Source organism: Rhizobium grahamii CCGE 502, from assembly GCF_000298315.2.
In the GTDB taxonomy this organism is placed as follows: Bacteria; Pseudomonadota; Alphaproteobacteria; order Rhizobiales; family Rhizobiaceae; genus Rhizobium; species Rhizobium grahamii.
In genome coordinates this window covers 326,170-345,740 of sequence record NZ_AEYE02000038.1, presented here as the reverse complement: position 1 = coordinate 345,740, position 19,571 = coordinate 326,170, and the positions used below count along the sequence as shown (strand labels likewise).

The 19,571-nt window shown below is 57.1% G+C and carries 16 protein-coding genes and 1 pseudogene; 15 read left to right on the top strand and 2 right to left on the bottom strand.

Annotated elements, in window-relative coordinates; genetic code table 11:
- Positions 1-123: 123 nt before the first annotated feature.
- The 4 genes from RGCCGE502_RS37700 (at position 124) to RGCCGE502_RS33740 (ending at position 3,879) form a co-directional block, all read left to right on the top strand.
- Complete coding sequence (locus tag RGCCGE502_RS37700) at positions 124-291, top strand: hypothetical protein (protein WP_019280654.1); 168 nt, start codon at positions 124-126, stop codon at positions 289-291.
- A gap of 33 nt (positions 292-324) precedes the next feature.
- Positions 325-489 carry a hypothetical protein gene (locus RGCCGE502_RS37695; protein WP_019280653.1) on the top strand — a complete coding sequence of 55 codons (165 nt, stop codon included), beginning with the start codon at positions 325-327 and terminating at the stop codon, positions 487-489.
- A gap of 117 nt (positions 490-606) precedes the next feature.
- The gene (locus tag RGCCGE502_RS33745) at positions 607-1,692 is read left to right on the top strand and encodes an HlyD family secretion protein (RefSeq protein WP_016558724.1); all 1,086 of its coding nucleotides are present in this window, start codon (positions 607-609) and stop codon (positions 1,690-1,692) included.
- Positions 1,693-1,719: 27 nt separating this feature from the next.
- Positions 1,720-3,879 (top strand): peptidase domain-containing ABC transporter, encoded by a 2,160-nt coding sequence (locus tag RGCCGE502_RS33740; protein WP_016558723.1) that lies wholly within the window; start codon positions 1,720-1,722, stop codon positions 3,877-3,879.
- A 406-nt stretch (positions 3,880-4,285) separates the two neighbouring features.
- On the opposite strand, the gene RGCCGE502_RS33735 is transcribed toward RGCCGE502_RS33740, so the two are convergent.
- The gene (locus tag RGCCGE502_RS33735) at positions 4,286-6,208 is read right to left on the bottom strand and encodes an acyltransferase family protein (RefSeq protein ID WP_040676212.1); all 1,923 of its coding nucleotides are present in this window, start codon (positions 6,206-6,208) and stop codon (positions 4,286-4,288) included.
- 947 nt (positions 6,209-7,155) lie between these two features.
- Here RGCCGE502_RS33735 and RGCCGE502_RS33730 point away from each other — a divergent pair.
- Positions 7,156-7,401, top strand: coding sequence for a hypothetical protein (locus RGCCGE502_RS33730; protein ID WP_016558721.1), 246 nt, complete (start codon positions 7,156-7,158; stop codon positions 7,399-7,401).
- 88 nt (positions 7,402-7,489) lie between these two features.
- Here RGCCGE502_RS33730 and RGCCGE502_RS33725 read toward each other — a convergent pair whose 3' ends face one another.
- Entirely contained in the window at positions 7,490-7,834 is a 345-nt protein-coding gene (locus RGCCGE502_RS33725; protein WP_016558720.1) for a gamma-glutamylcyclotransferase family protein, read from the bottom strand.
- Between the two features lie 428 nt (positions 7,835-8,262).
- Between RGCCGE502_RS33725 and RGCCGE502_RS36335 the strand changes: the two genes are divergently transcribed.
- The 10 genes and pseudogenes from RGCCGE502_RS36335 to RGCCGE502_RS33675 all read left to right on the top strand — a co-directional run bounded on the left by RGCCGE502_RS36335 (position 8,263) and on the right by RGCCGE502_RS33675 (position 19,345).
- Entirely contained in the window at positions 8,263-9,009 is a 747-nt protein-coding gene (locus RGCCGE502_RS36335; RefSeq protein WP_016558719.1) for an IS5 family transposase, read from the top strand.
- Positions 9,010-9,079: 70 nt separating this feature from the next.
- A complete protein-coding gene (locus RGCCGE502_RS36330) occupies positions 9,080-9,316 on the top strand; it encodes a hypothetical protein (protein ID WP_081647353.1) in 237 nt (78 codons plus the stop codon).
- A gap of 31 nt (positions 9,317-9,347) precedes the next feature.
- The gene (tnpA, locus tag RGCCGE502_RS36325) at positions 9,348-9,767 is read left to right on the top strand and encodes an IS66-like element accessory protein TnpA (protein WP_081647352.1); all 420 of its coding nucleotides are present in this window, start codon (positions 9,348-9,350) and stop codon (positions 9,765-9,767) included.
- Positions 9,748-10,101: an IS66 family insertion sequence element accessory protein TnpB gene (tnpB, locus tag RGCCGE502_RS33705; RefSeq protein WP_016558717.1), complete on the top strand. Its 354-nt coding sequence runs from the start codon at positions 9,748-9,750 to the stop codon at positions 10,099-10,101. Before tnpA ends, tnpB begins: the two co-directional genes overlap by 20 nt.
- Before the next feature lie 196 nt (positions 10,102-10,297).
- Positions 10,298-11,599: pseudogene (tnpC, locus tag RGCCGE502_RS33695) on the top strand (IS66 family transposase); the annotation flags it as partial.
- Positions 11,597-11,734 (top strand): transposase domain-containing protein, encoded by a 138-nt coding sequence (locus RGCCGE502_RS38635; RefSeq protein WP_244441847.1) that lies wholly within the window; start codon positions 11,597-11,599, stop codon positions 11,732-11,734. The pseudogene tnpC and the gene RGCCGE502_RS38635, both read left to right, overlap by 3 nt.
- A 109-nt stretch (positions 11,735-11,843) precedes the next feature.
- Positions 11,844-13,667: a group II intron reverse transcriptase/maturase gene (gene ltrA / locus RGCCGE502_RS33690; protein WP_016558714.1), complete on the top strand. Its 1,824-nt coding sequence runs from the start codon at positions 11,844-11,846 to the stop codon at positions 13,665-13,667.
- Between the two features lie 113 nt (positions 13,668-13,780).
- Entirely contained in the window at positions 13,781-14,161 is a 381-nt protein-coding gene (locus RGCCGE502_RS33685) for a helix-turn-helix domain-containing protein (protein WP_016558713.1), read from the top strand.
- Positions 14,162-14,628: 467 nt separating this feature from the next.
- A complete protein-coding gene (locus RGCCGE502_RS33680) occupies positions 14,629-15,591 on the top strand; it encodes a hypothetical protein (RefSeq protein WP_016558712.1) in 963 nt (320 codons plus the stop codon).
- Between the two features lie 910 nt (positions 15,592-16,501).
- Positions 16,502-19,345: a M16 family metallopeptidase gene (locus RGCCGE502_RS33675; protein ID WP_016558711.1), complete on the top strand. Its 2,844-nt coding sequence runs from the start codon at positions 16,502-16,504 to the stop codon at positions 19,343-19,345.
- Positions 19,346-19,571: the final 226 nt, after the last annotated feature.

Here is a 19,571-nt window from a genome sequence, read left to right as displayed (position 1 = left end):
CCAGTTGATGCTTTTCGCTCTTTCTGCATTGGCACGAATTTTGAATCTCTTTATTGCGCGCCGCCAGGAGCTCCCGACGGGACCTTGGCATCTTCTCACTTCAGCTCTGGAACGGAGACCACAATGAAGAGTGACATGGCAGCCTATCACGTGACTGAATTGACCCCCGAAGAAGCATCCGGCACCTCCGGAGGGATGGCATGGGCGATAGCTTTCGGAATTATCGCGTTAGGAAGCGTTATAGGTGTAATTATAGCAGAAGAAGTCATCGGCCAGGATTGGATCGGCTGATCTTTTCATGCTGCTCTTGAAAGGAGAACACCAATGAAGATCGACACCGCAGCCTATGGTGTAACTGACTTAAGTCCTCAAGAAGCAGCTGAAATCTCTGGAGGTATTTGGCAAATACCATTCGCAATTATCACGTTTGTCGGCTTCGTGGCTGCGAGCATCGGGGGCGCTGCCTTGGACCATTACTTCTTTGATTGATAAAAAGGGCGCTGGCTCTCGATGCTTCCTAGTGACTACAGACTAGCAGTTCCCCTTTCTGCTGAAACGGCCAACTGCACCGCAGAAAGCATACTGTCGCGACGATCAGGTCGATCTTTGGGCATTTATAAGGCGATCTTGCTCTTCGTCGTCGCGGCATTTGCCTCACTGCCACTCGTCACCATACCGGTCTCTGTGCAGAGTGCCGGTACTATTCGCCCCATCGTGGAGAAGACGCCCCTGATAGCGCCCGTCTCCGGGCGCATCTCCCGTGTCCTTGCCTTTGAGAACGATGTCGTTGCTAAGGGGCAGGAAATCCTCGCCCTCGACGACGAGGTAATTGAGGAAAAGCTCAGCGCGGTTTTAGCCGACATTCATGCCAAGAGTGAACTTGCCCATGACTTCCAAACGCTGATCTCCTCCGGCGCAAGGCCCAGTGTCTCAACCCCCCTCCAAACTGAATCCGCGACGGCTGAAAGGGTGCATTTTCTCAACCTGCTGCGCGAGAACCAATATGCACGCAGTAACGCCGCGGCGGAACTCGACCGCGCAAAGCGACTTGTCTCAGCTGCTGCGGCGCCTGCGAAGGCCGTTGAGGAGAAGGCTTTCGCTCTCCAAAACATCGAGGTCCAAGGGGAGATCCTCGCGCGACGCAAAACCGCCGATTGGAACCAGCAGCTCTTTGACGCCAGCCTACACCTAAAGGAACTCACGGCCACCTTGCATCAGCTCGAGAACGAACGGGACCTGCACCGCATCCGTGCCCCAGTGTCGGGCGCTCTCGAGCAGTTCTCCGGCCTCGCGCCCGGCAGTTATGTTCAGATCGGGCAAACCGTTGCCTCGATCTCGCCGAACGACGAACTGGTGGCGGAAATCTACGTCTCCCCCAACGACATTGGCTTTGTGCAGCCTGGTCAGTCGGTGCGGCTCCAAGTAGATGCCTTTAACTACAATCAATGGGGCGTCATCGAAGCAACGGTGCTCGAGGTGGCGCAGGACTTCACTCTGCATGACGGGAACCCCGTCTTCAAGGTCCACTGCGTGCTCTCTCACAGTGATCTCGCGCTGAAGAGCGGTGCCATCGGTCACCTGAAGAAAGGCATGACCGTGCGAGCCCGCTTTCTGTTGGCCAATCGCACTCTCCTGCAATTGCTCTACGATCAGGCAGACGATTGGCTCAATCCGATGCTGGCAGGGCGCTAATTTTGTCCCAACAGCCAGCGAGCTTCCATGCCGAGTAAGGCCGCTAAGTTCAAGCAGCGCGACATCACGGATTGCGGCGCCGCCAGCCTCGCTTCTGTCGCAGCCTTCTACGGCTACAAGTTGCCATTGGCGCGCATCCGCCAGTATGCGTCGACCGACCGCTGCGGTACGAGTGTGCTGGGGCTCACGGAAGCGGCTCAGAAGCTCGGCTTCATCGCCAAGGGTGTCAAAGGTGGCTTCGACAGCCTGTATAAGATCCCTAAGCCCGCTATTGCGCACGTGGTCGTCAAGGAGGTCCTGCACCATTTCGTAGTGGTCCATGCGATCGACACCAAGTGGGTCACCGTCATGGACCCGGCCTATGGCGAAATCTGCAAGTTGTCACATCAGGAATTCATGGAGCAATGGACCGGCGTCCTGGTTCTGCTGGTTCCGGCAGACACGTTCAATCGCCGCGACGAGACCACGTCGCCGTTCGCCCGATTCACTCGTCTACTTGCGCCACACAGGACGGTGATGGCGCAGGCTCTCGCCGGCGCGCTGGTGACGACGATCCTCAGCCTCTCGACGGCGATCTACGTTCAGAAGATCGTCGATCATGTGATCCCAGCTGGCAATCGCAACCTGCTCAACTTGATGAGTATCGCGATGCTGCTGATCCTAGTGATGCAGATCCTGATCAACCTCTTAAGAGGCAGGCTCGTCCTGCAGACGGGGCAGAAGATCGACGTCTACTTGATCCTCGGTTATTACAATCACATCCTGGCCCTACCCCAGAAGTTCTTCGACAGCATGCGAATGGGCGAAATCGTGTCGCGCATGAACGACGCGGTGAAAATCAGGAGCTTCCTGAACGACGTCTCGATAAACATGTTTGTCGACGTGCTGACGATACTGTTCTCGTTCGGGCTGATGTTCATTTATTCCTGGAAGATTGCTTTGATCGTGGCGCTCTCCATCCCAATGTACCTCCTGGCCTATTGGGCCATCAATGGGATGAATAGGAATCTGCAGCGTGTCATCATGGAGAATGCTGCCGATCTCGAGGCGCAACTGGTGGAATCACTCGGAGCCGTCTCCACCATCAAGACCTCCGGCGTTGAGAGCTTCGCAAACTTTAAGATGGAGACCCGCTTCGTAAAGATGCTGCATTCCGTCTACAGCTCCGGCCTGATCTCAATCTGTGGCGACAACGCCTCGACCTTCCTGTCGGTCCTGTTCACCATCGTGCTGATGTGGTTCGGAACGACGCTTGCGCTCGAACAGACCGTCACGCCCGGCGAATTACTGTCCTGCTATACGTTGCTTGGCTATGTCACCCGGCCTGTCGCCCGCTTAATCCAGACCAACCGGATCGTCCAAGACGCGTTTATCGCGGCGGATAGACTTTTCGAGATCTTTGAACTGGAGCCGGCAAGCAGCAGCGGCATCGATGCCACGAAAACCGATCTCGGCGATATTCGTCTGGAGAACGTCACGTTCCGCTATGGCGCGCAGCCGGAGCTTTTCAAGGATCTCAGCGTCTCCTTTCGCCAGGGAGAGGTGACGGCCGTCGTGGGTGAGAGCGGCTCGGGCAAAAGCACCCTTGCGGCCCTGCTGCAGGATGTTTATCAGCTTGAGGATGGATGCATTCGGATCGGCCAATATGCCCTCCAGGAGCTCTCGAGCGCATCACTGCACAAGGTCGTGGCTGCAGTACCGCAATCGATAGACGTCTTCTCCGGTTCCGTGATCGAGAACATCGCCTTGGGCGAGTTCGAACCGGAGTTCGAGAAGATCGTGCGGATCTGTGATCGAATAGGACTACGGAAGTGCATCGAGCGCTGGCCCGGGGGCTTCCAGGCCCTTCTTGGTGAGAACGGGGTACGCCTCTCCGGAGGTGAGAAGCAGCGCATTGCATTGGCCCGGGCCCTGTACCGGGATCCCGACGTTCTGATCCTTGACGAAGCGACCTCCTCTCTGGACTCGGCAGCCGAAGAATTTGTCCTGCGGGTTGTTGAGGATCTGTCTCGCGCTGGGAAGACTATCATCGTCATCACTCATCGGTTGAGGACCGTTCGTGGGGCGGACAATATTGTGGTCCTGGACAAGGGGCGGGTCATCGCGGAGGGAAAGCACGATGAGCTGTTGAAGAGTGCTGATTTTTACGCCCGATTGTGGCGGGCGCAGAGTTCTTCCTCAGAGTAAACAAGCTCGATAAGCCATCCAAAGGCGGCCGGAGATAGAAACAGAAGGAGATGCAAAGGCATCCAAGGCAGAGCGAACAACGTTGCTGATCCGGCGCCCAAAAAAATGACCGATGCTCTTCGATGTCGGATCGATTGCAACAGTCATCACCCGTCTGCATTTGTTGGCATATAAATAAAATCTTGTTCATCGCTCATCGTAAGAAGCACTGACGCGCATTAGCAGCTAAACGGCGACGGGTACCATCACCCTGCTGTGGCGGCCGCATTGATCAGTATCGGCTCTCGGACGGTTCGAAGGAGTTTATTGACAAATGCTGCTCGGTCAGGCGCCGCAGACGCTCTTCGGAACAAAATGTTCGGCGCCGCCTCTCCGCATTCGAGGTGCCACAGCTGCGACAAGGCGTCTAACGTGCGGCCCCAATCAGCCTTTCGACAAGTTTTGTTTGCTGAGCGATACTCACCGAGCCCGCATAGGAGAGATGGCCACTATCTCGATAGAGAAACTTGCCGTCGATTTCGGTTCTGCAAGTCATCCCATCGCAAAGAAAGTCGTCGAAAGAAACAATCTCTACGGCGGCCTTCAAGGACACTTGATTTAACAGCTCCAGTGTACGGGCGCGGCTCTGACGGTATTCGCCGAGGGATATTTTGCAGTTGCTGTAAGGTCCGAGAATGGGGCTTCCCCTGGTTTTCCGCTCGAGGCAATCCCCAATGTCAAAGTTGCCGACCGGCGGCGGCGCAACCACCACAACTCGCTTGCCCAACGAGCGGACAGCGTCGATGAGAGCCTTGATCCCATCCACCGCAATATCCATGGAGGGTTCGCTGTCCACGAATCCATCTTTCGTCCTAGTGAGCATTTTAAAATCGGGTGATACGGGGGCGTCAAAAGGGCTTGATATAGCTACAGTGCTAATGTTTTTCCGCTTCTCCAATATGGATAGAACACTGTCGTTAAAGCGTATGCAGCTCTCACCAAATGCGCGCGAATATGGTGACGGCGATATTCTAGTGATCGCGGCAACACCTATGGCCGGGAGGCATCCACTCATCGTTAGCTGAGCCAATCCTGCTTTACCGATCGTTTCTGAAAGACCCGGAACCAACGCCATTGCGAACGAGTCACCCCAGACCAACATTTCCGGTTTTTTTGACGACTGGCAGGGCTCCGGGATGTCGTGAGGCGGCTGTCGCGAAAAGAAGTCGCACGCGCTACTAAGACCAAAATTGATACGACGCATTTCCCCGAAGTCTATATCGTTGTCGGTTACTGCGATGGCTACCGATGGCGAGACCGCTAGAATAACTGATGCGGCGGTAAGCCCGGAGACTAGCCTTAGACCAGACGGGGTGCCTTGGCGCACCGGCTCCTCGACAAACCGACAAAGCAGCCAGCTCGTAACTATCGAAACTGCAAGCGCTGACCAAATGGCAAGAGCCGGGGGCTCTGCTAGCCAAAGAGCCTTCACGTATACGAGCAGAGGCCAATGAATCAGATACAGGGAATAGGAAATTCTTCCCACGCCAGCTGCAGCTCGAACTGCTCCGTTAGTGCTTCCGGGGATGACGAGCAGCACGGCAGTCGCCATGCAAACCGAAGCGGCTCCCACTACTGGATGCGAGAGACCCAGAGCGGAAAAAACGAGAACCGCTAACGCTAAGAGCCGCGTCCAAGACATCGCCGGAGCCATGCGTGGGGTCACTGGCAGCAAGGCTGCTAGTGACCCCAACGCCATTTCCCAAAACCTGGAAGGAAGCAGATAGAAAGCAGCAGCGGGATGCCAAAACGCCAGATAGCAGCACAAGGCGAGGCTAGCGATAAACAGCAAAATAGCCCCTGGGAACCACCATCTTCTAGGAGAAAAAGCCAGGAAGGCTGAGAGCAGCAAGTAGCCCTGCTCTTCGACGGCCAGCGACCAGAAATGCAAAAGGGGTTTCGTTTCAGCGGATACGTCGAAGTAGCCGCCCTGAAACCAAAGCACAATATTGCCCGAGAAAGTGAGCGCACCGAGAACTTCGTCGCGAAATTCTATCAGGCTGCTGCCCGAGAGCAAAAATGGCGCTGCTATTGTCGTCAGGGCAACTACCACGTAGGCCGCTGGCAACAGGCGTTTCGCCCGCTGATAATAAAACTGGGGAAAGCTGAACCTAGATTGCTCAAGCTGGTCCGCGACCAAGTTGGTGATGAGAAAGCCAGAGATCACGAAAAAAATATCTACGCCGACATATCCGGCGTGGAAAGGGCCGATGCGCGCATGATAGAGAACAACGAGCACTACAGCTATTCCCCGCAGTGCTTGAATATCAGTTCGAAACTTTCGGGGCATTGGCGGGCCTGACACTATTGCTACTCAAGGTTGGTGGATTGGGCTTCGCAAGGTGGCGAAAGAGAACCGCTTAAGGACGCGTGAGACCTGCCACCGAACACTAAAGCGTTTTTCAGAAGAGCATCGCGAGGGCACCGTTCGAAAATAATCGGCGAGAGATATGGTCGCGGTGGCAAAACGAGCAGAGCCGACGCCCCTCCCCGCAAACAGCCTCACCTTGACCTATCCATAGACCGCGGACAGTGCCTGGTGGCGAAGCCGCCGAGCTACGGATGTATAATGCCTCGACTCATCAGTTTTATCGCGCGATCAAGCTGTCCCGCTTTGTGAGTGGCCTGGGTGAGGGCTCGAAACTCCATCGCCAGCTAATCAGATTCGTGATCGGAGGAGACGCTAAGTAATCGCGGGCGACTCTCTTTAAAACTGGAGCACCGCGAAGCATGTATGCCCTCCTGTACTATTGGTGAAGCCTCGCTTGCACGGATCTTGTGCGCCTTCTAACGCAGCACTTTTGAAATGTGGAATCGATTGTTTGGATGGTAATCATTCGTCTAACAAATGCGATCTTTGGTAGACCGTCAGCCTGACCGCGCCAATAGGATCAAGGTCCGTTAAAGAGGCTCGAGATGTTACCGACGCCGGTGGTCGTTGAGGCAAAGGACGGAAGGCGCCAGCTTGCCGGGGCCCGCCCGGCGCACAGCGAAAAGTAGATCATTGACCCCATACACCGGTCAAAACCTGAATAGTGACAAGCGAACCCACTGCGGGATCGTGTCCGATCGCTGCAAGAACCACGGCCTCAGGTGGAGCTCGCAAGCCTTGCTAAAACGCGGCGCCGGGAATATCAAGCCTTGGTTGGCGGCCGGCCGCGGTCACCCTGTGCACACCAGGCACATCCTTAACAAGTCGACGGTCAATGTCGGCGACGTCAGGTTTTGAAATCCTCCATGAACAGTGTAAAGCCCGTCCATACTCGCGAAATTTATTTCACCCCCGAAGACCTACGCCTCTGTAATGCAGCGCTTAAGGCGGTCAGTCGGGCATCAAACATCGAGAAGGACGCGCTTGCAGTCAGCCGACTTGCGTTAGTTATTATTGAGTTGCGGAAACGAGGCGTGCAAGACGTCGAGCAGCTTACGTCGTTGGCGGGAGAGATCTTCGAGAACCCGGAAAACGATGATTCCGGCAATTAGCGACGTCTCCTAAAACCGGTTGCGATCATTGAAACACCGGCCGAAAGGCGCTCCTCTCCTGGTCATATGGGCTGACTTTGGAGCACTTTCAACCAACCAGTCTTCTCGCCAACGCATACACGAAAGCCTCGATCTGTTCACCGTCGACGTCGACTATCGTGGTGACTCTTTGGTATCCCTCGCCCTCCAACGCGTCCAGACGTTCCCAATGCTTCGGGAGGTCTGCGGACTCGAATAGCGATACCGGTATTTCATAAGCATGTTCTCCGAGAATCAAGCCCGGAAAACCTAGGTCGGAACCCCATTCAGCATCAAGGAGGCGGCCCCAAATCTTCCCAGATCTCCAGCGACCGTCGAGATCCCTAAGCTGATCGCTGTCAGGCTTACCGAGCGCCCGAGTTCCGTAAGTTGCTAATCGATTTTCTGCGGCCATATTTGCAGTCCCGTAATGCTTTCGTCTTCCTAATCCGCAATATTGTCTAACTTGAAGCCTGCAGCTGGTTCCTGTGCGTGCTGTTCCTCGAGCGAGGTTGCGGACCGAGGTGGTTGATGCGGTAGTGCATCCGACGGCTCTTGTTGGTGCCTTGCGCGCAGAGCCGTTATCATAGCCACCGCTCGTGCTGCAACGACGAGTGCAGCTAAAATCGTGCCATGCTCCTTCCCAAGTTAGCATGAACGCCGACCGTTCGATATCTTTGCTTTGCTGGCCGCAGCCACAGAAAGCGGTTCGACGCGGTGCAGCTAGCTTAGCTAGCAGCCAGCGCGACCCTTTGACGCCACCCGCGTCTAGGCCGTAAACTCATAAATTCTCTTGGCGTATTGTGTTCCGCGTGGTTCAAGGCCTCCGAATTAGGAGCTATGATGACACGCCGCCGCTACGAACTCACGGATCACGAATGGTCAATTATTTCGCCCCTACTGCCGAACAAGCCTCGCGGCGTTCCTCGTGTCGATGACCGTCGGATCCTGAACGGCATCCTTTGGCGCTTCCGAACCGGCTCGCCGTGGGCGGAAGTTCCTGAACGTTATGGGCCGCCAACCACCTGCTACAACCGCTTCGTGCGTTGGCGGAAGGCCGGTGTGTGGGATCGTCTTCTTGAAGCCGTTTCAGAGGCTTATGACGGCGACATCGTCATGATTGACTCGACCTGTGTTCGCGTTCACAAAAAAGGGGATCGAGACGATGGTGGCATGGGACGTTCCCGCGGCGGGCTCACGAGCAAAATCCACGCGCTCGTCGATGCCGAAGGTCGACCAGTCTCGCTCCGTCTGACCAGCGGCCAGATTGCCGACTGCACTGAAGCCGATGCGCTGACGGACGACCTCGGCGAAGGTGATATCCTGCTTGCCGATAAGGGCTATGACACCAACGCCATCCGAGCCAAGGCCGCCGAGCGCAAAGCCTGGGCCAACATCCCGCCGAAGGCAACCCGCAAGGGCTCCTTCTCGTTCTCGCGCTGGGTTTACAGGCAACGTAATCTTGTGGAGCGTTTCTTCAACAAGATCAAACAGTTTCGAGATATCGCTACCCGCTACGACAAGCGCCCGGAAAACTATCTCGCAGCTGTCAAACTCGTCGCGGCAAGGATCTGGTGTCAGAGTTTATGAGTCAACGGCCTAATTCATCCACATGTAACATCGGTGTGCCTATGTAAGCCGGTGACATGTGGAGGTTCTAATGATCAACGAACTCACGATGGCCGAGGCGCTGGCTGACCCATTGATCCGGCTTGTCTTAGCCGCCGATAAGGTTAGCAGCGACGAATTCGCGGCGCTTTTAGCGGCTGGCGCACGAAGACAACATGAAGCGGCGCTGAGCAACTCCTTCCCGTCGTCGCGCAGTCCGTCGCTTAATCAGCTTAGTGTAAGCGCGAATTTCTGCGCACCTTCTGAAGGTAAGTGCTCTCAGGCATGAAGTGTCCACCAAAATAGGTGGACACCAAATCATGGAAGAAGATGAGCAAAGACTGCGGGTGCGGCTTGTGGGTAGTGACGGACGACGTCGATATGACCCAGCTTCGGTAGATCGTCTTGTTGCAGCCTGTCTTGAACCGGGGGTCTCGGTATCGCGGCTTGCGCTTGAACACGGCGTTAATGTCAATCTCCTGCGGAAATGGATACAGAGGGCCAAGCGGCTTGGTCATCCTGTGCCTGCGGGTCCGGCGTTCGTTCCGGTTCAGGTCGGTCCCGATCGGAGCCTGGCAGTGCAGCGCAGCAGCTTGGATAAGAGGATCGAGAGGCTGTCTTGTGCAGCCAAGCTGAGCGCTTCATTGCCGAACGGGGTGAGCGTGACGGTGGAATGCAGTGATGTCGATGGGTTGACAGCAATAATAGGAGCGCTGGGTCATGTTCAGGCTAGGCGCTGATCTCAAGGTTTACCTGCATCGCGAACCGATCGACTTTCGGGCCGGCATCAACAGCCTTGCGGTCCTGGTCCAGGAGACGATGGCGCTGGATCCCTTTGCTCCTGCGGTTTTTGCCTTCTGCAATCGCCGGCGTGACCGGATGAAGCTCCTGTTTTTTGATCGGTCCGGTTTTGTGATGGTCCTGAAGCGGTTGACCGAGGACAAGTTCCGATGGCCCCGTCGCGAGGTGCCGGTCGCTGTGTTGACGACAGAGCAACTGCACTGGATCCTCGACGGCATCGATATCGATGCGATGATCCGCCATCCGGTGCGGCAATATCAGATCGCCGGCTGAGGATGGCGAATTGAGCTGTTGACGCAAAGGGGCGGTTCAGATTCAAAACTAGGATGACTCGAACCGGCGAACCTAGTGTTGCAGAGCTGATGGCGCAGTTGGCGGCCAATGCTGCCGAAATCGCTGCGCTCAAAGCTGAGAAAGAAGCGCTCTCGCGGCGGGTCGTCAAGCTGGAAGAGGAGCTGGCACTGCAAAGCTGCATCGCTTTGCCCCGCGCAGCGAAAAGCACATTGACCGTCTCTTCAACGAGGCCGAAGAGGCTGCGGTCGACAGCGAGGAAGGCGATGTTGTCGAGCTTCCAGACACCGGCCTGCCAGCGGTAGAAGGTCAAACGGGAAAGAAGCGTGGACGCAGACCTCTGCCGGAAGACCTGCCACGCGAGCGCGTCGAATATGACCTCCCCGACGATCAGAAGTCTTGTCCCTGCTGTCAGGGTCAGATGCATCGCATGGGCGAGGCTGTTACCGAACAGCTCCATATCGAGGTCAAGGCGAAGGTCCTACAGAATGTGCGGTTCAAGTACGCTTGTCGCCATTGCGACCGCACCGGGATCAACACGCCCGTCGTGATCGCACCGATGCCGACGCAGCTCCTGCCGGGCAGTATCGCTACCGCCTCGACGTTGGCCTTCGCGCTCGTCCACAAGTACGTCGACGGCACACCGCTCTACCGCGTGGCGCAAACATTCGAGCGTGCTGGTGTTCCGATCAGCCGCGGCGCTCTCGCTCACTGGGTCATCGGCTCAAGCGAGAAGCATCTGCACCGCATCTATGATGCGCTGAAACTGCGGCTCAGATTACAGCCTCTCATTCATGGCGATGAGACGACGGTTCAGGTCCTGAAGGAAAAGGACAAGGAGGCCACCAGCACATCGTACATGTGGCCTATCGCAGCGGCGAGGACAGTGACGAGCCAATCGGATTGCTCGACTATCGGCCGGGCCGCGGCCAGATCCACCCGCACGACCTTCCTTGGTGACTACCGCGGCATATTGGTGAGCGATGGCTACACAGCTTGGCGCACATTGAATGGCGCAACCCATGTCGGATGCATGGCTCACTCCAGGCGGCGCTTCGTTGATGCCCTCAAGGCGAGAAAGAATGGCGGAGGCCCGCCGGAGCAAGCTCTCAGGTTCTTCGAGCAGCTCTACCGGATCGACAGGCAGGCGCGAGAGATAAAGCCCGAAGTTGGTGAAACGCAGGCCGACCGCATTCACCGCTTGCGGCAGCAGCATAGTTTGCCTGTCCTGAACGCTCTAAAGACGTGGCTCGATAACATCGCCCCGAAAGTTGTGCCGGATACCAAGCTCGGCGACGCCGTGTCCTACACATTGAACCAATGGGATTATCTGACCCGTTACACCAGCGACGGCAGGATGCCGATCGATAACAACATTCTGGAACGCGATATCAGGGTTTTTGCGACCGGAAGAAAATCGTGGCTGTTCAGCGACACGGTTGACGGAGCCAAGGCCAGCGCAGTGATCTATAGTTTGATGCTGACATGCCGCGCCTGTGGCGTCGACCCTCTGATCTGGCTGCGGCACGTGCTCACTGAGTTGCCGCAGCGAGACGACGACGCCGACATCGGCGACCTGCTACCGATCAACTTCTTGAAAACATCCACCGCCTAACAGAGCCGGATCTCGCTACTGATGCGAGGCGCGTTCAGCGGTGCCATAGCCGTCAATGCGCATCGAAAATCGCGCTTAGTGCGGCTGCAAAGCCGATGAAAGATAGTTGATGAAAGTTCAACACGGAGAAGAAGTGGCGAATCACTCTGACCCCGAGTCATGCGGGGCACATCGCGAGATGTGCGTCGAAGCGTTGACAGGGGAAACCGGCAGGCCGGCCATTGAGCCGCGAAATGATCAATTCGGGATGCCGACGCTGTTAAGCGAAGCGGAAGGCAACACGGTGCATGGCGTCAATCGCAAGCCATGCACCGATCCCGCGCGGTCGGAGACCCTGTGCATGCCGGGAAGTCTTTCATACGGAAGCAGCGAGATCTCATCAGTGTCCAGTGCAAATAGACTGGACGGGGCTGGGAAGGTCTTTGACCACAATCCAGTCATCGACGCTGATGAGAAGTCGGATACGCCCATAGTACCGGAGAAGTTGCCGAACAAGGGAGATGATCCTGCGGAGGCAATGGAGGGAAGGGGTGTAATCGGAGGGAACGTCATCGAAACCCCAGCGTACCGGACCCAGAGCCGGATCAAACACGCTTCGATGGGGATCGAGGGCGTACGGGAAGCCGCCAAACGGGACCCGAAGATGCGTTTCACGGCGCTGATGCACCACATCACTCCGGCGCTATTGGTGAAGAGCTTCCATGCGCTTCGCAAGCAAGCGGCAAGCGGTGTGGATGGGGTGACGTGGTACGACTATGAGAAGACCCTCGAAGGGCGCGTGCACGAACTGCACCGGGAGATTCAATCCGGTGTATATCGTGCACAACCGTCCCGACGGGTCTACATTCCGAAGAATGACGGAAGACTCCGTCCTCTCGGCATTGCAGCGTTGGAAGAAAAAGTCGTGCAGATGGCCGTGTCCACGGTTCTGAACGCGATCTATGAACAGGACTTCCTCGGCTTCTCATACGGGTTCCGGCAAGGAAGGGGACAGCATGGCGCGCTGGACGCCTTGTGGGTTGGGATCGACAAGCGGAAAATCAACTGGATACTGGATGCGGATATTCGCTCGTTTTACGATGAAATCGATCACGAGTGGATGGTTCGTTTCCTGTCGCATCGAGTGGGTGACCGCCGGCTGATACGTCTGATCCACAAATGGTTGAAAGCGGGCACGATTGAGGATGGCCGTCGCGTTGCATCAACGCGAGGAACTCCTCAGGGCTCTGTAATCAGCCCAGTGCTATCGAATATCTATCTGCATTACGCATTGGATTTATGGGTCCAGCAATGGCGTACTCGAGATGCCAAAGGCGACGTGATCATTGTACGATATGCCGACGACAGCGTAATTGGGTTCCAGTACGAAGGAGAGGCGCAGCGCTTCCTGCAAGCATTGCGGGAGCGTCTCGCTCAGTTTGGTTTGCAGCTACACCCGGAAAAGACGCGGCTAATACGCTTTGGGCGGTATGCTGCGAGAAACTGCCGGGAGCGTGGTATCCGCAAGCCAGAGACCTTCGACTTTCTGGGATTCACACATTGCTGTGGCAGGCGGCGCAATGATGGAGGCTTCAAGATTGTCCGTCTGACGATCAAGAAGCGCATGCGCACGACGCTGGAGGCCATTCGAGGAACGCTAATGCGACGACGCCATGAACCGGTGGCAGTAGTAGGTCGGTGGCTACGGCAAGTGTTACAGGGGTATTTGAACTACCATGCGGTTCCCGGCAATCTACGAAGATTGGGTGGGTTCCGCTGGGAAGTCGGTCGCGCTTGGCGACACGCTTTGATGCGTCGAAGCCAACGAAACCGCCTGTCTTGGGAGCGTTTCCAGAGACTGCTTCGCAAATACCTGCCGCCATGCCGGCTGGTGCATCCCCATCCAGATGCTCGGCTCACCGTCAAAACAGCCGATAGGAGCCGTATGCGGTAGTTCCGCACGTACGGATCTGGCCGGGGGGCGATGGGCAACCATCGTCCCTACCGGAACCAGCTTAGTAATTCGAGCAGCCCCAAATAAAATGAGGTGCGAGGGACGAGGGGGCGGTGCGCGGCTACGGTCGCGCGGATATGCCGACGGATCTGGGCGTCCCATCGATGGTGCGATCCGCATGTCGGTTCCTTGAGGTCAATATTGCCGGTACGGTTGGCGTCGAGGAACTGGCCTCAAGAATGGGCACGAACCGGAATACCTTGAACAAGGCGTTCAATCAGGCGTTTGGCGTCGGCCCCATTACTTGGCTGCGCCAGCGTCGTTGCTCAGTGGCGGCACAGCTATTGCGCGAAGGATCGGAGAGTATTCTCAACATCGCACTCACCGTCGGTTACGAAGATGCGAATAATTTCTCAACCGCTTTTCGCAAAATTTATGATCAATGTCCTATGGAGTTCCGGAAGAAATTCAAAACGCAGAGACCTGTTGAGTAGGCTAAGGACAGGCGGGTATGATCCCGAAATTGTCTTTTGGTGATGTCGCGTGATTGCGCTTGGCGTTGGATAAATCCGATGCTGTCTATTGTTCATGAAGGAAAGGCGTTCGGCTGAAGGATGGTGAGGCGTGGCAGCCGGACAAGGAGCGTCCGCCTCCATCGATGGCCGATCGCATGACCATCGTCTAGTGTTCGGGGGCGGGCGCAGCCATGGCGGATTGTGTATCCTCGACAACAGCCAAATAGTGTGAAACCCAAAGATTTAGGTGAAGCAACCAGAGGCATGGATTGTTCAGTCCGTGCGCAAGATATCGCAGTAAGCAAACGGGAATGCCATTGGAAAGGTGGCACTACCGGGGTCTGAACACTCATCAGCGAGGCAGGCGGTTTGCTTTCGGGGCTCCAGAGTCATGATGGAAACTTGGGGCCTCGTTTTCGGAACTCTAACCAAAAAGGAGCACTGCGATGACTCAGTATATTTTTGAAAGAACTGGTGGAACTCTTTCCGTGTCCAACGTGAAAGCCATCGCCGATGAGGGCGGCTACGATCCGGCAGTCCTAGCCTACACGCAGGTCGATTCGAAAAAGGTTAATGCAACTGGGACCCTCGTCATGGCTCCGAGCACGCTGGAGCATGCCGCAAAGAAACTGGGATACAAGGGAACGGCCGTGACGGTAGTAGATGGCGTTGCCGAAGGGGCCCATTCCTCATCGAACCGTGCTAGATGCGTTGCGCCGAGTATCGGTAACCTACTTGGCGCCACGGATTATGGCGTAACCATCAGCATGGGCCAGAATACCGTCGCAGCCCTGTCGAGCGGCAACTATTCCCTTTTTGGCTTCAAGGGAGTGCAAACAAGTGCCGGCGGCGGCGTGCCGCTCGTCTGGTTCAAATCTGACGATTTCGGGCTGGACACCGAGGTCTCTTGGGAAGTCCAGTACGAGGCTTACACGTCCAGGTCCGCGATCATTCCCAACGGCCAGATCAAGGGCTTGAGCTCTTACGCGATCGATCTCGGCCAAACTCTGGAAGTTGAGACGCCCCAAGGCACGGGCAGTGTCGTCGACGGCACGGAAGGAGTGATCTCGATCGAAAATCTGACCACGACGCAGGTGACTTGCGGGATTTCCGAAGTCGTAGACGGTACGGCTCAGCCCCTTTGCGCTTTTCCACTTTATGGCAATGGCCTAGATGCCATCGTACCGATCCAAAAGATCCTGTTAACGTTTTCCACCAACACGGTGAATACCGGCACAGTAATCGAGAAGGCGTATAGTCAGAGCATTCTCATCGATCTGACAGCAAAGACCCATCGGGAAGTTGCCTTCGACATCAACTTAGGCTGGTCGTGGGGCGGTTTCAGCTGGGCTCAAGCCATCCGCCCATCGACCAACGTCGTACCGCTGTTGATAGAGAGCAACGCCTAGCCTGCTGACCTGCGTCAATCAGTGGACTGGGGTGGAAATTCTGCCCCAGTTGTTGATTGGCCGCAGATTGTTTCTCGCCAGCCTAACAGCCTTGCCTTCCGCCTTCACCGGGGAAGCTAGTGCGGCGCCGCTCGCGGATCGATCTGCGAGGGCCGCTACTTTCTTTGTGCTATGTTTGCAGATGACGAACGACGCTGCGCGGTTACGAAACGGCAATAACAGAGCGTCAGACATTCTGTGTAACGACCGGAGGCGGTTGACGACGTAATAGGGCGAAGGTCCATTATCGAAAATTGCAGAGCCAATACCTTGCCTAACTTCTTTGTCGTCCTGTTGCTGCGCCTGCAGCTTTTAAATACGTACCGCGCTTTCGCCACCGAAGCTCAACGCCCCACGGAAACCTGGCCCCGAAGTGTGCCGACGCCGCCGAGCCGCGGCTTAGCGAGCGAGGCGGGCTGAGTGTCATCACCTGCAGCAGCTGGGCATGATTGCCGCTATGCCGATGACAACGGTGAGTTTGCCAGTCAGGCTATTGCTTCGTCCCCTCAATAGGCATCCCTTGTCCTCGCCACCCAACGCAGCCGCATTGCAGCGCGCGCATCGACGAAATGGCCTCTGTCCGACAATGTTAGTAATCCGACAGCAGCTTCGATCCAAGCACTTGTATTTCCAGGACGTTCACGTTTGGCACGACTGTTGCTTGTGTTTATCCACAAACCACGTGAACCGCTTTAAAGCGTATCTTGGCTGAAATAGAGAGGTGATTTCGATGAATGGCAACGTGTTTTTTCAACGCAACTGCGCGCGGGCGATAAAGCTCGCTGTTCGAGCGCTTTTGGAAAAATGCAGCCTGCGGAATAGTCGGATCAGCGCCGTTCACCCTCTTTAATATTCATCTTCAGGATCAAGAATGTCTCGAAAAATAAAATACTCCGCCGCCTGGCGGTTTCTCGCGCCGATCGCGCTTGTCGCAAGCTTCGCGTCATCGACCTATGCGGATACCCAGTCCGCGTCTTGGCCACAAACGCTAAGCGACATTCGAGCCGACTCCGACGTCCATTTCGGCACGCTCGCCAACGGAATGCGGTTTGCGATTATGCGCAATGCGACGCCGCCCGGTCAGGCAGCGATCCGCTTCCGCATCGGCTCCGGCTCGCTCGATGAAAGAGACGACCAACAGGGCCTGGCGCATTTTCTAGAGCATATGGCCTTCAAGGGATCGACGCATGTCCCCGAAGGGGAGATGGTCCGTATCCTGCAGCGCAAGGGCCTAGCCTTTGGGGCGGATACCAACGCCCATACCTCTTATGACGAGACTGTGTACAAGCTCGACCTTCCCGAGGTCGATGCCGACACGCTTTCCACGGGTCTGATGCTGATGCGGGAGACGGCGAGCGAGTTGACCCTCGACGCCGGCGCTTTCGATCGCGAGCGCGGCGTCATCCTGTCGGAGGAGCGGCTGCGCGACAAGCCGCAAAATCGGGCATGGCACGGAATGACGAATTCGTTGCTCGCCGGCCGGCGTGCGACCATGCGCGCGCCGATCGGCAAAACCGACGTCATCAGCAATGCGCCTGTGGACCTCGTCCGCGATTATTACCGGGCCAATTACCGGCCTGAGCGGGCAACGCTGATCGTGGTGGGCGATATCGATCCCGTCGCCATGGAAATCGAAATTCGGCAGCGCTTCGGCGACTGGAAGGCCGCGAGTCCGACGCCTGCAAAACCGGATCCCGGCACATTAGAGACGAAAGGCGAAAGCGCCGACGTCCTCGCTGTTCCCGGCGGCATGACCAAAGTGCAGATCGCTTGGACGCGTCCTTATGATACCGCGCCTGACACATTCGCCAAGCGCCGCATGAAGCTTATCGAAGATCTCGGCCTGTTGGTGCTCAAACGCCGGGTGAGCACCATCGCCAGCAAGGCGGATGCCCCTTTCATCAGTGCGGTCGCCGGCTCCCAGGATCTTCTTGACTCCGCGCATATTGTCCGGATCGCGGCGAATTCCGAACCGGATAAATGGCAGGCGGCGCTCGCAACCATCGACCAAGAACAGCGGCGTATCCAACAGTTCGGCGTTGCGCAGGCTGAACTCGATCGTGAAATCCTCGAAAATCGCTCGTTCCTTCAGGCTGCTGCGGCCGGAGCCGCGACGCGCACGACTACCGACATCGCTTCGATGCTGGCCAACAGCGTCAATGACAATCAAGTCTTCACGTCGCCCGCCGAAGACCTTTCGCTGTTCGAGACGATCACGAAGGACGTCACAGCAGCCGAGGTCAATCAGGCGCTGCGGCATGCCTTCTCCGGCAACGGTCCCCAGGTCGTGCTGCAGACGGCCCAATCACCCCAGGGCGGAGCCGACGCGGTTCGGCAAGCCTATGATGCGTCAAAGGCTATAACCGTCTCGGCATCAACTGGTGCAGCGGACGTCGCCTGGCCTTACACCCATTTCGGGCAGCCGGGCGCCGTGGTCGAACGCCGCGCCGTCGACGATCTCGGCGTGACCATGGTGCGCTTTTCCAATGGCGTCCGGCTTACGGTCAAGCCGACCAAGCTGCGCGCCAACGAAGTGCTGGTGCGCGAAGATATCGGGCGCGGCCGGCTGGACCTGCCGCAGGACCGTAGCGCCCCGCTCTGGGCGTCTCCGGCTGTCGCGCTCTCAGGCGTCAAAGCCATGGATTACCAGGACATTCAGAAAGCGCTGGCGGCCAACATGGTCGGCATCGACTTCTCGGTCGGCGACAGTTCCTTCAGTTTCGACGGCCGCACCCGGACTGACGATCTAGCGACGCAATTGCAGCTGATGACAGCATATACCGCCGATCCCGCCTACCGCCCGGAAGCATTCAAGCGGGTGCAGAAGGCCTATTTGAGCGGCCTCGATCAGGATCAGGCGACCCCCAGCGGCGTTGTCAGCCGTAACCTCAGAGGTCTCGTCCACTCCGGCGATCCACGCTGGACCTTTCCTGATCGCGCCCAGTTGTCCGCCGCCAAGCCGGGCGATTTTGAGGCTCTGTTCCGGCCCATGGTTTCCAACGGCCCGATCGACATCACCATCGTCGGCGACGTCACGGTGGATGATGCAATCCGGATGACGGCTGAAACGTTTGGCGCTTTGCCGCCGCGGCCGGAGGCGGCGCCGAGCAAGGATTGGGGTGACGTGCGTTTCCCGGCGGCGAACAAGACGCCCGTTTTGCTGACCGACAGCGGCCGGGAGGATAACGCAGCCGCCGTCTTCGGAGCTCCGATCGGCGATTTGCTCTCCGATCTGCCGCGGTTCTTCACCGCCAATATCGCCACCCAAATCTTCCAGAACCGGCTGATAGACCAGTTTCGTATCGCGGAAGGCGCAAGCTACGCGGTGGACGGCGACGTCAATCTGTCGAGGGAAATTCCCGGCTATGGCTACGCCTATTTCTATGTCGAGACGCATCCGGCAAAGATCGCTCGCTTCTACGCACTTGTCGACCAGATCGCCAATGACCTGCGGTCTCGTGATGTCTCTCCGGACGAGTTCGTACGCGCCCGGGGACCGATCATCGAGACGCTGAAGCATCAGCGGGAGAGCAACGAATACTGGATCGACTATCTGCGCGGCGCTCAGACGGACCCGCGTCGTTTGGACTGGATACGCGACAATCTTAGTGGCTACGACAAGGTCACCCCCGGCGATATCCGCGCTTTTGCCAATACCTATCTCAGCCCGAAAAGCTTCTGGAAATTCGAGGTCCTGCCGGCGACGGTAAGATAGCGGCTCGGCGGCCATGTCGCCCTTGGAAGCGATCCGCCGACGACAAAGCGGAAAAGCCAGGTGCGCGCGGAGGCCGCGCGCCTGGAGATCGAGATCGGTGGAGAGCCGCTGAGCCAGGCGAAACCGGCCTGCGAATCCGCTGCCCGACCATCAGCCCGCCCGCTCTCGGCCATCGAAAACACCGCCGTGACAAAACTGAGCAGGCGAAGGCACATCGGCAACCCTT

Bases quoted from the DNA above. Each gene is read 5' to 3' on its own strand.
- RGCCGE502_RS37700 (WP_019280654.1), top strand. From the start codon at position 124: ATGAAGAGTGACATGGCAGCCTATCACGTGACTGAATTGACCCCCGAA.
- RGCCGE502_RS38635 (WP_244441847.1), top strand. From the start codon at position 11,597: ATGCTGACATGCCGCGCCTGTGGCGTCGACCCTCTGATCTGGCTGCGG.
- tnpB (WP_016558717.1), top strand. From the start codon at position 9,748: ATGTTCAGGCTAGGCGCTGATCTCAAGGTTTACCTGCATCGCGAACCG.
- ltrA (WP_016558714.1), top strand. From the start codon at position 11,844: ATGAAAGTTCAACACGGAGAAGAAGTGGCGAATCACTCTGACCCCGAG.
- RGCCGE502_RS33740 (WP_016558723.1), top strand. From the start codon at position 1,720: ATGCCGAGTAAGGCCGCTAAGTTCAAGCAGCGCGACATCACGGATTGC.
- RGCCGE502_RS33680 (WP_016558712.1), top strand. From the start codon at position 14,629: ATGACTCAGTATATTTTTGAAAGAACTGGTGGAACTCTTTCCGTGTCC.
- RGCCGE502_RS36330 (WP_081647353.1), top strand. From the start codon at position 9,080: ATGATCAACGAACTCACGATGGCCGAGGCGCTGGCTGACCCATTGATC.
- tnpA (WP_081647352.1), top strand. From the start codon at position 9,348: ATGGAAGAAGATGAGCAAAGACTGCGGGTGCGGCTTGTGGGTAGTGAC.
- RGCCGE502_RS33675 (WP_016558711.1), top strand. From the start codon at position 16,502: ATGTCTCGAAAAATAAAATACTCCGCCGCCTGGCGGTTTCTCGCGCCG.
- RGCCGE502_RS36335 (WP_016558719.1), top strand. From the start codon at position 8,263: ATGACACGCCGCCGCTACGAACTCACGGATCACGAATGGTCAATTATT.
- RGCCGE502_RS33730 (WP_016558721.1), top strand. From the start codon at position 7,156: ATGAACAGTGTAAAGCCCGTCCATACTCGCGAAATTTATTTCACCCCC.
- RGCCGE502_RS33725 (WP_016558720.1), bottom strand. From the start codon at position 7,834: ATGGCCGCAGAAAATCGATTAGCAACTTACGGAACTCGGGCGCTCGGT.
- RGCCGE502_RS37695 (WP_019280653.1), top strand. From the start codon at position 325: ATGAAGATCGACACCGCAGCCTATGGTGTAACTGACTTAAGTCCTCAA.
- RGCCGE502_RS33735 (WP_040676212.1), bottom strand. From the start codon at position 6,208: ATGCCCCGAAAGTTTCGAACTGATATTCAAGCACTGCGGGGAATAGCT.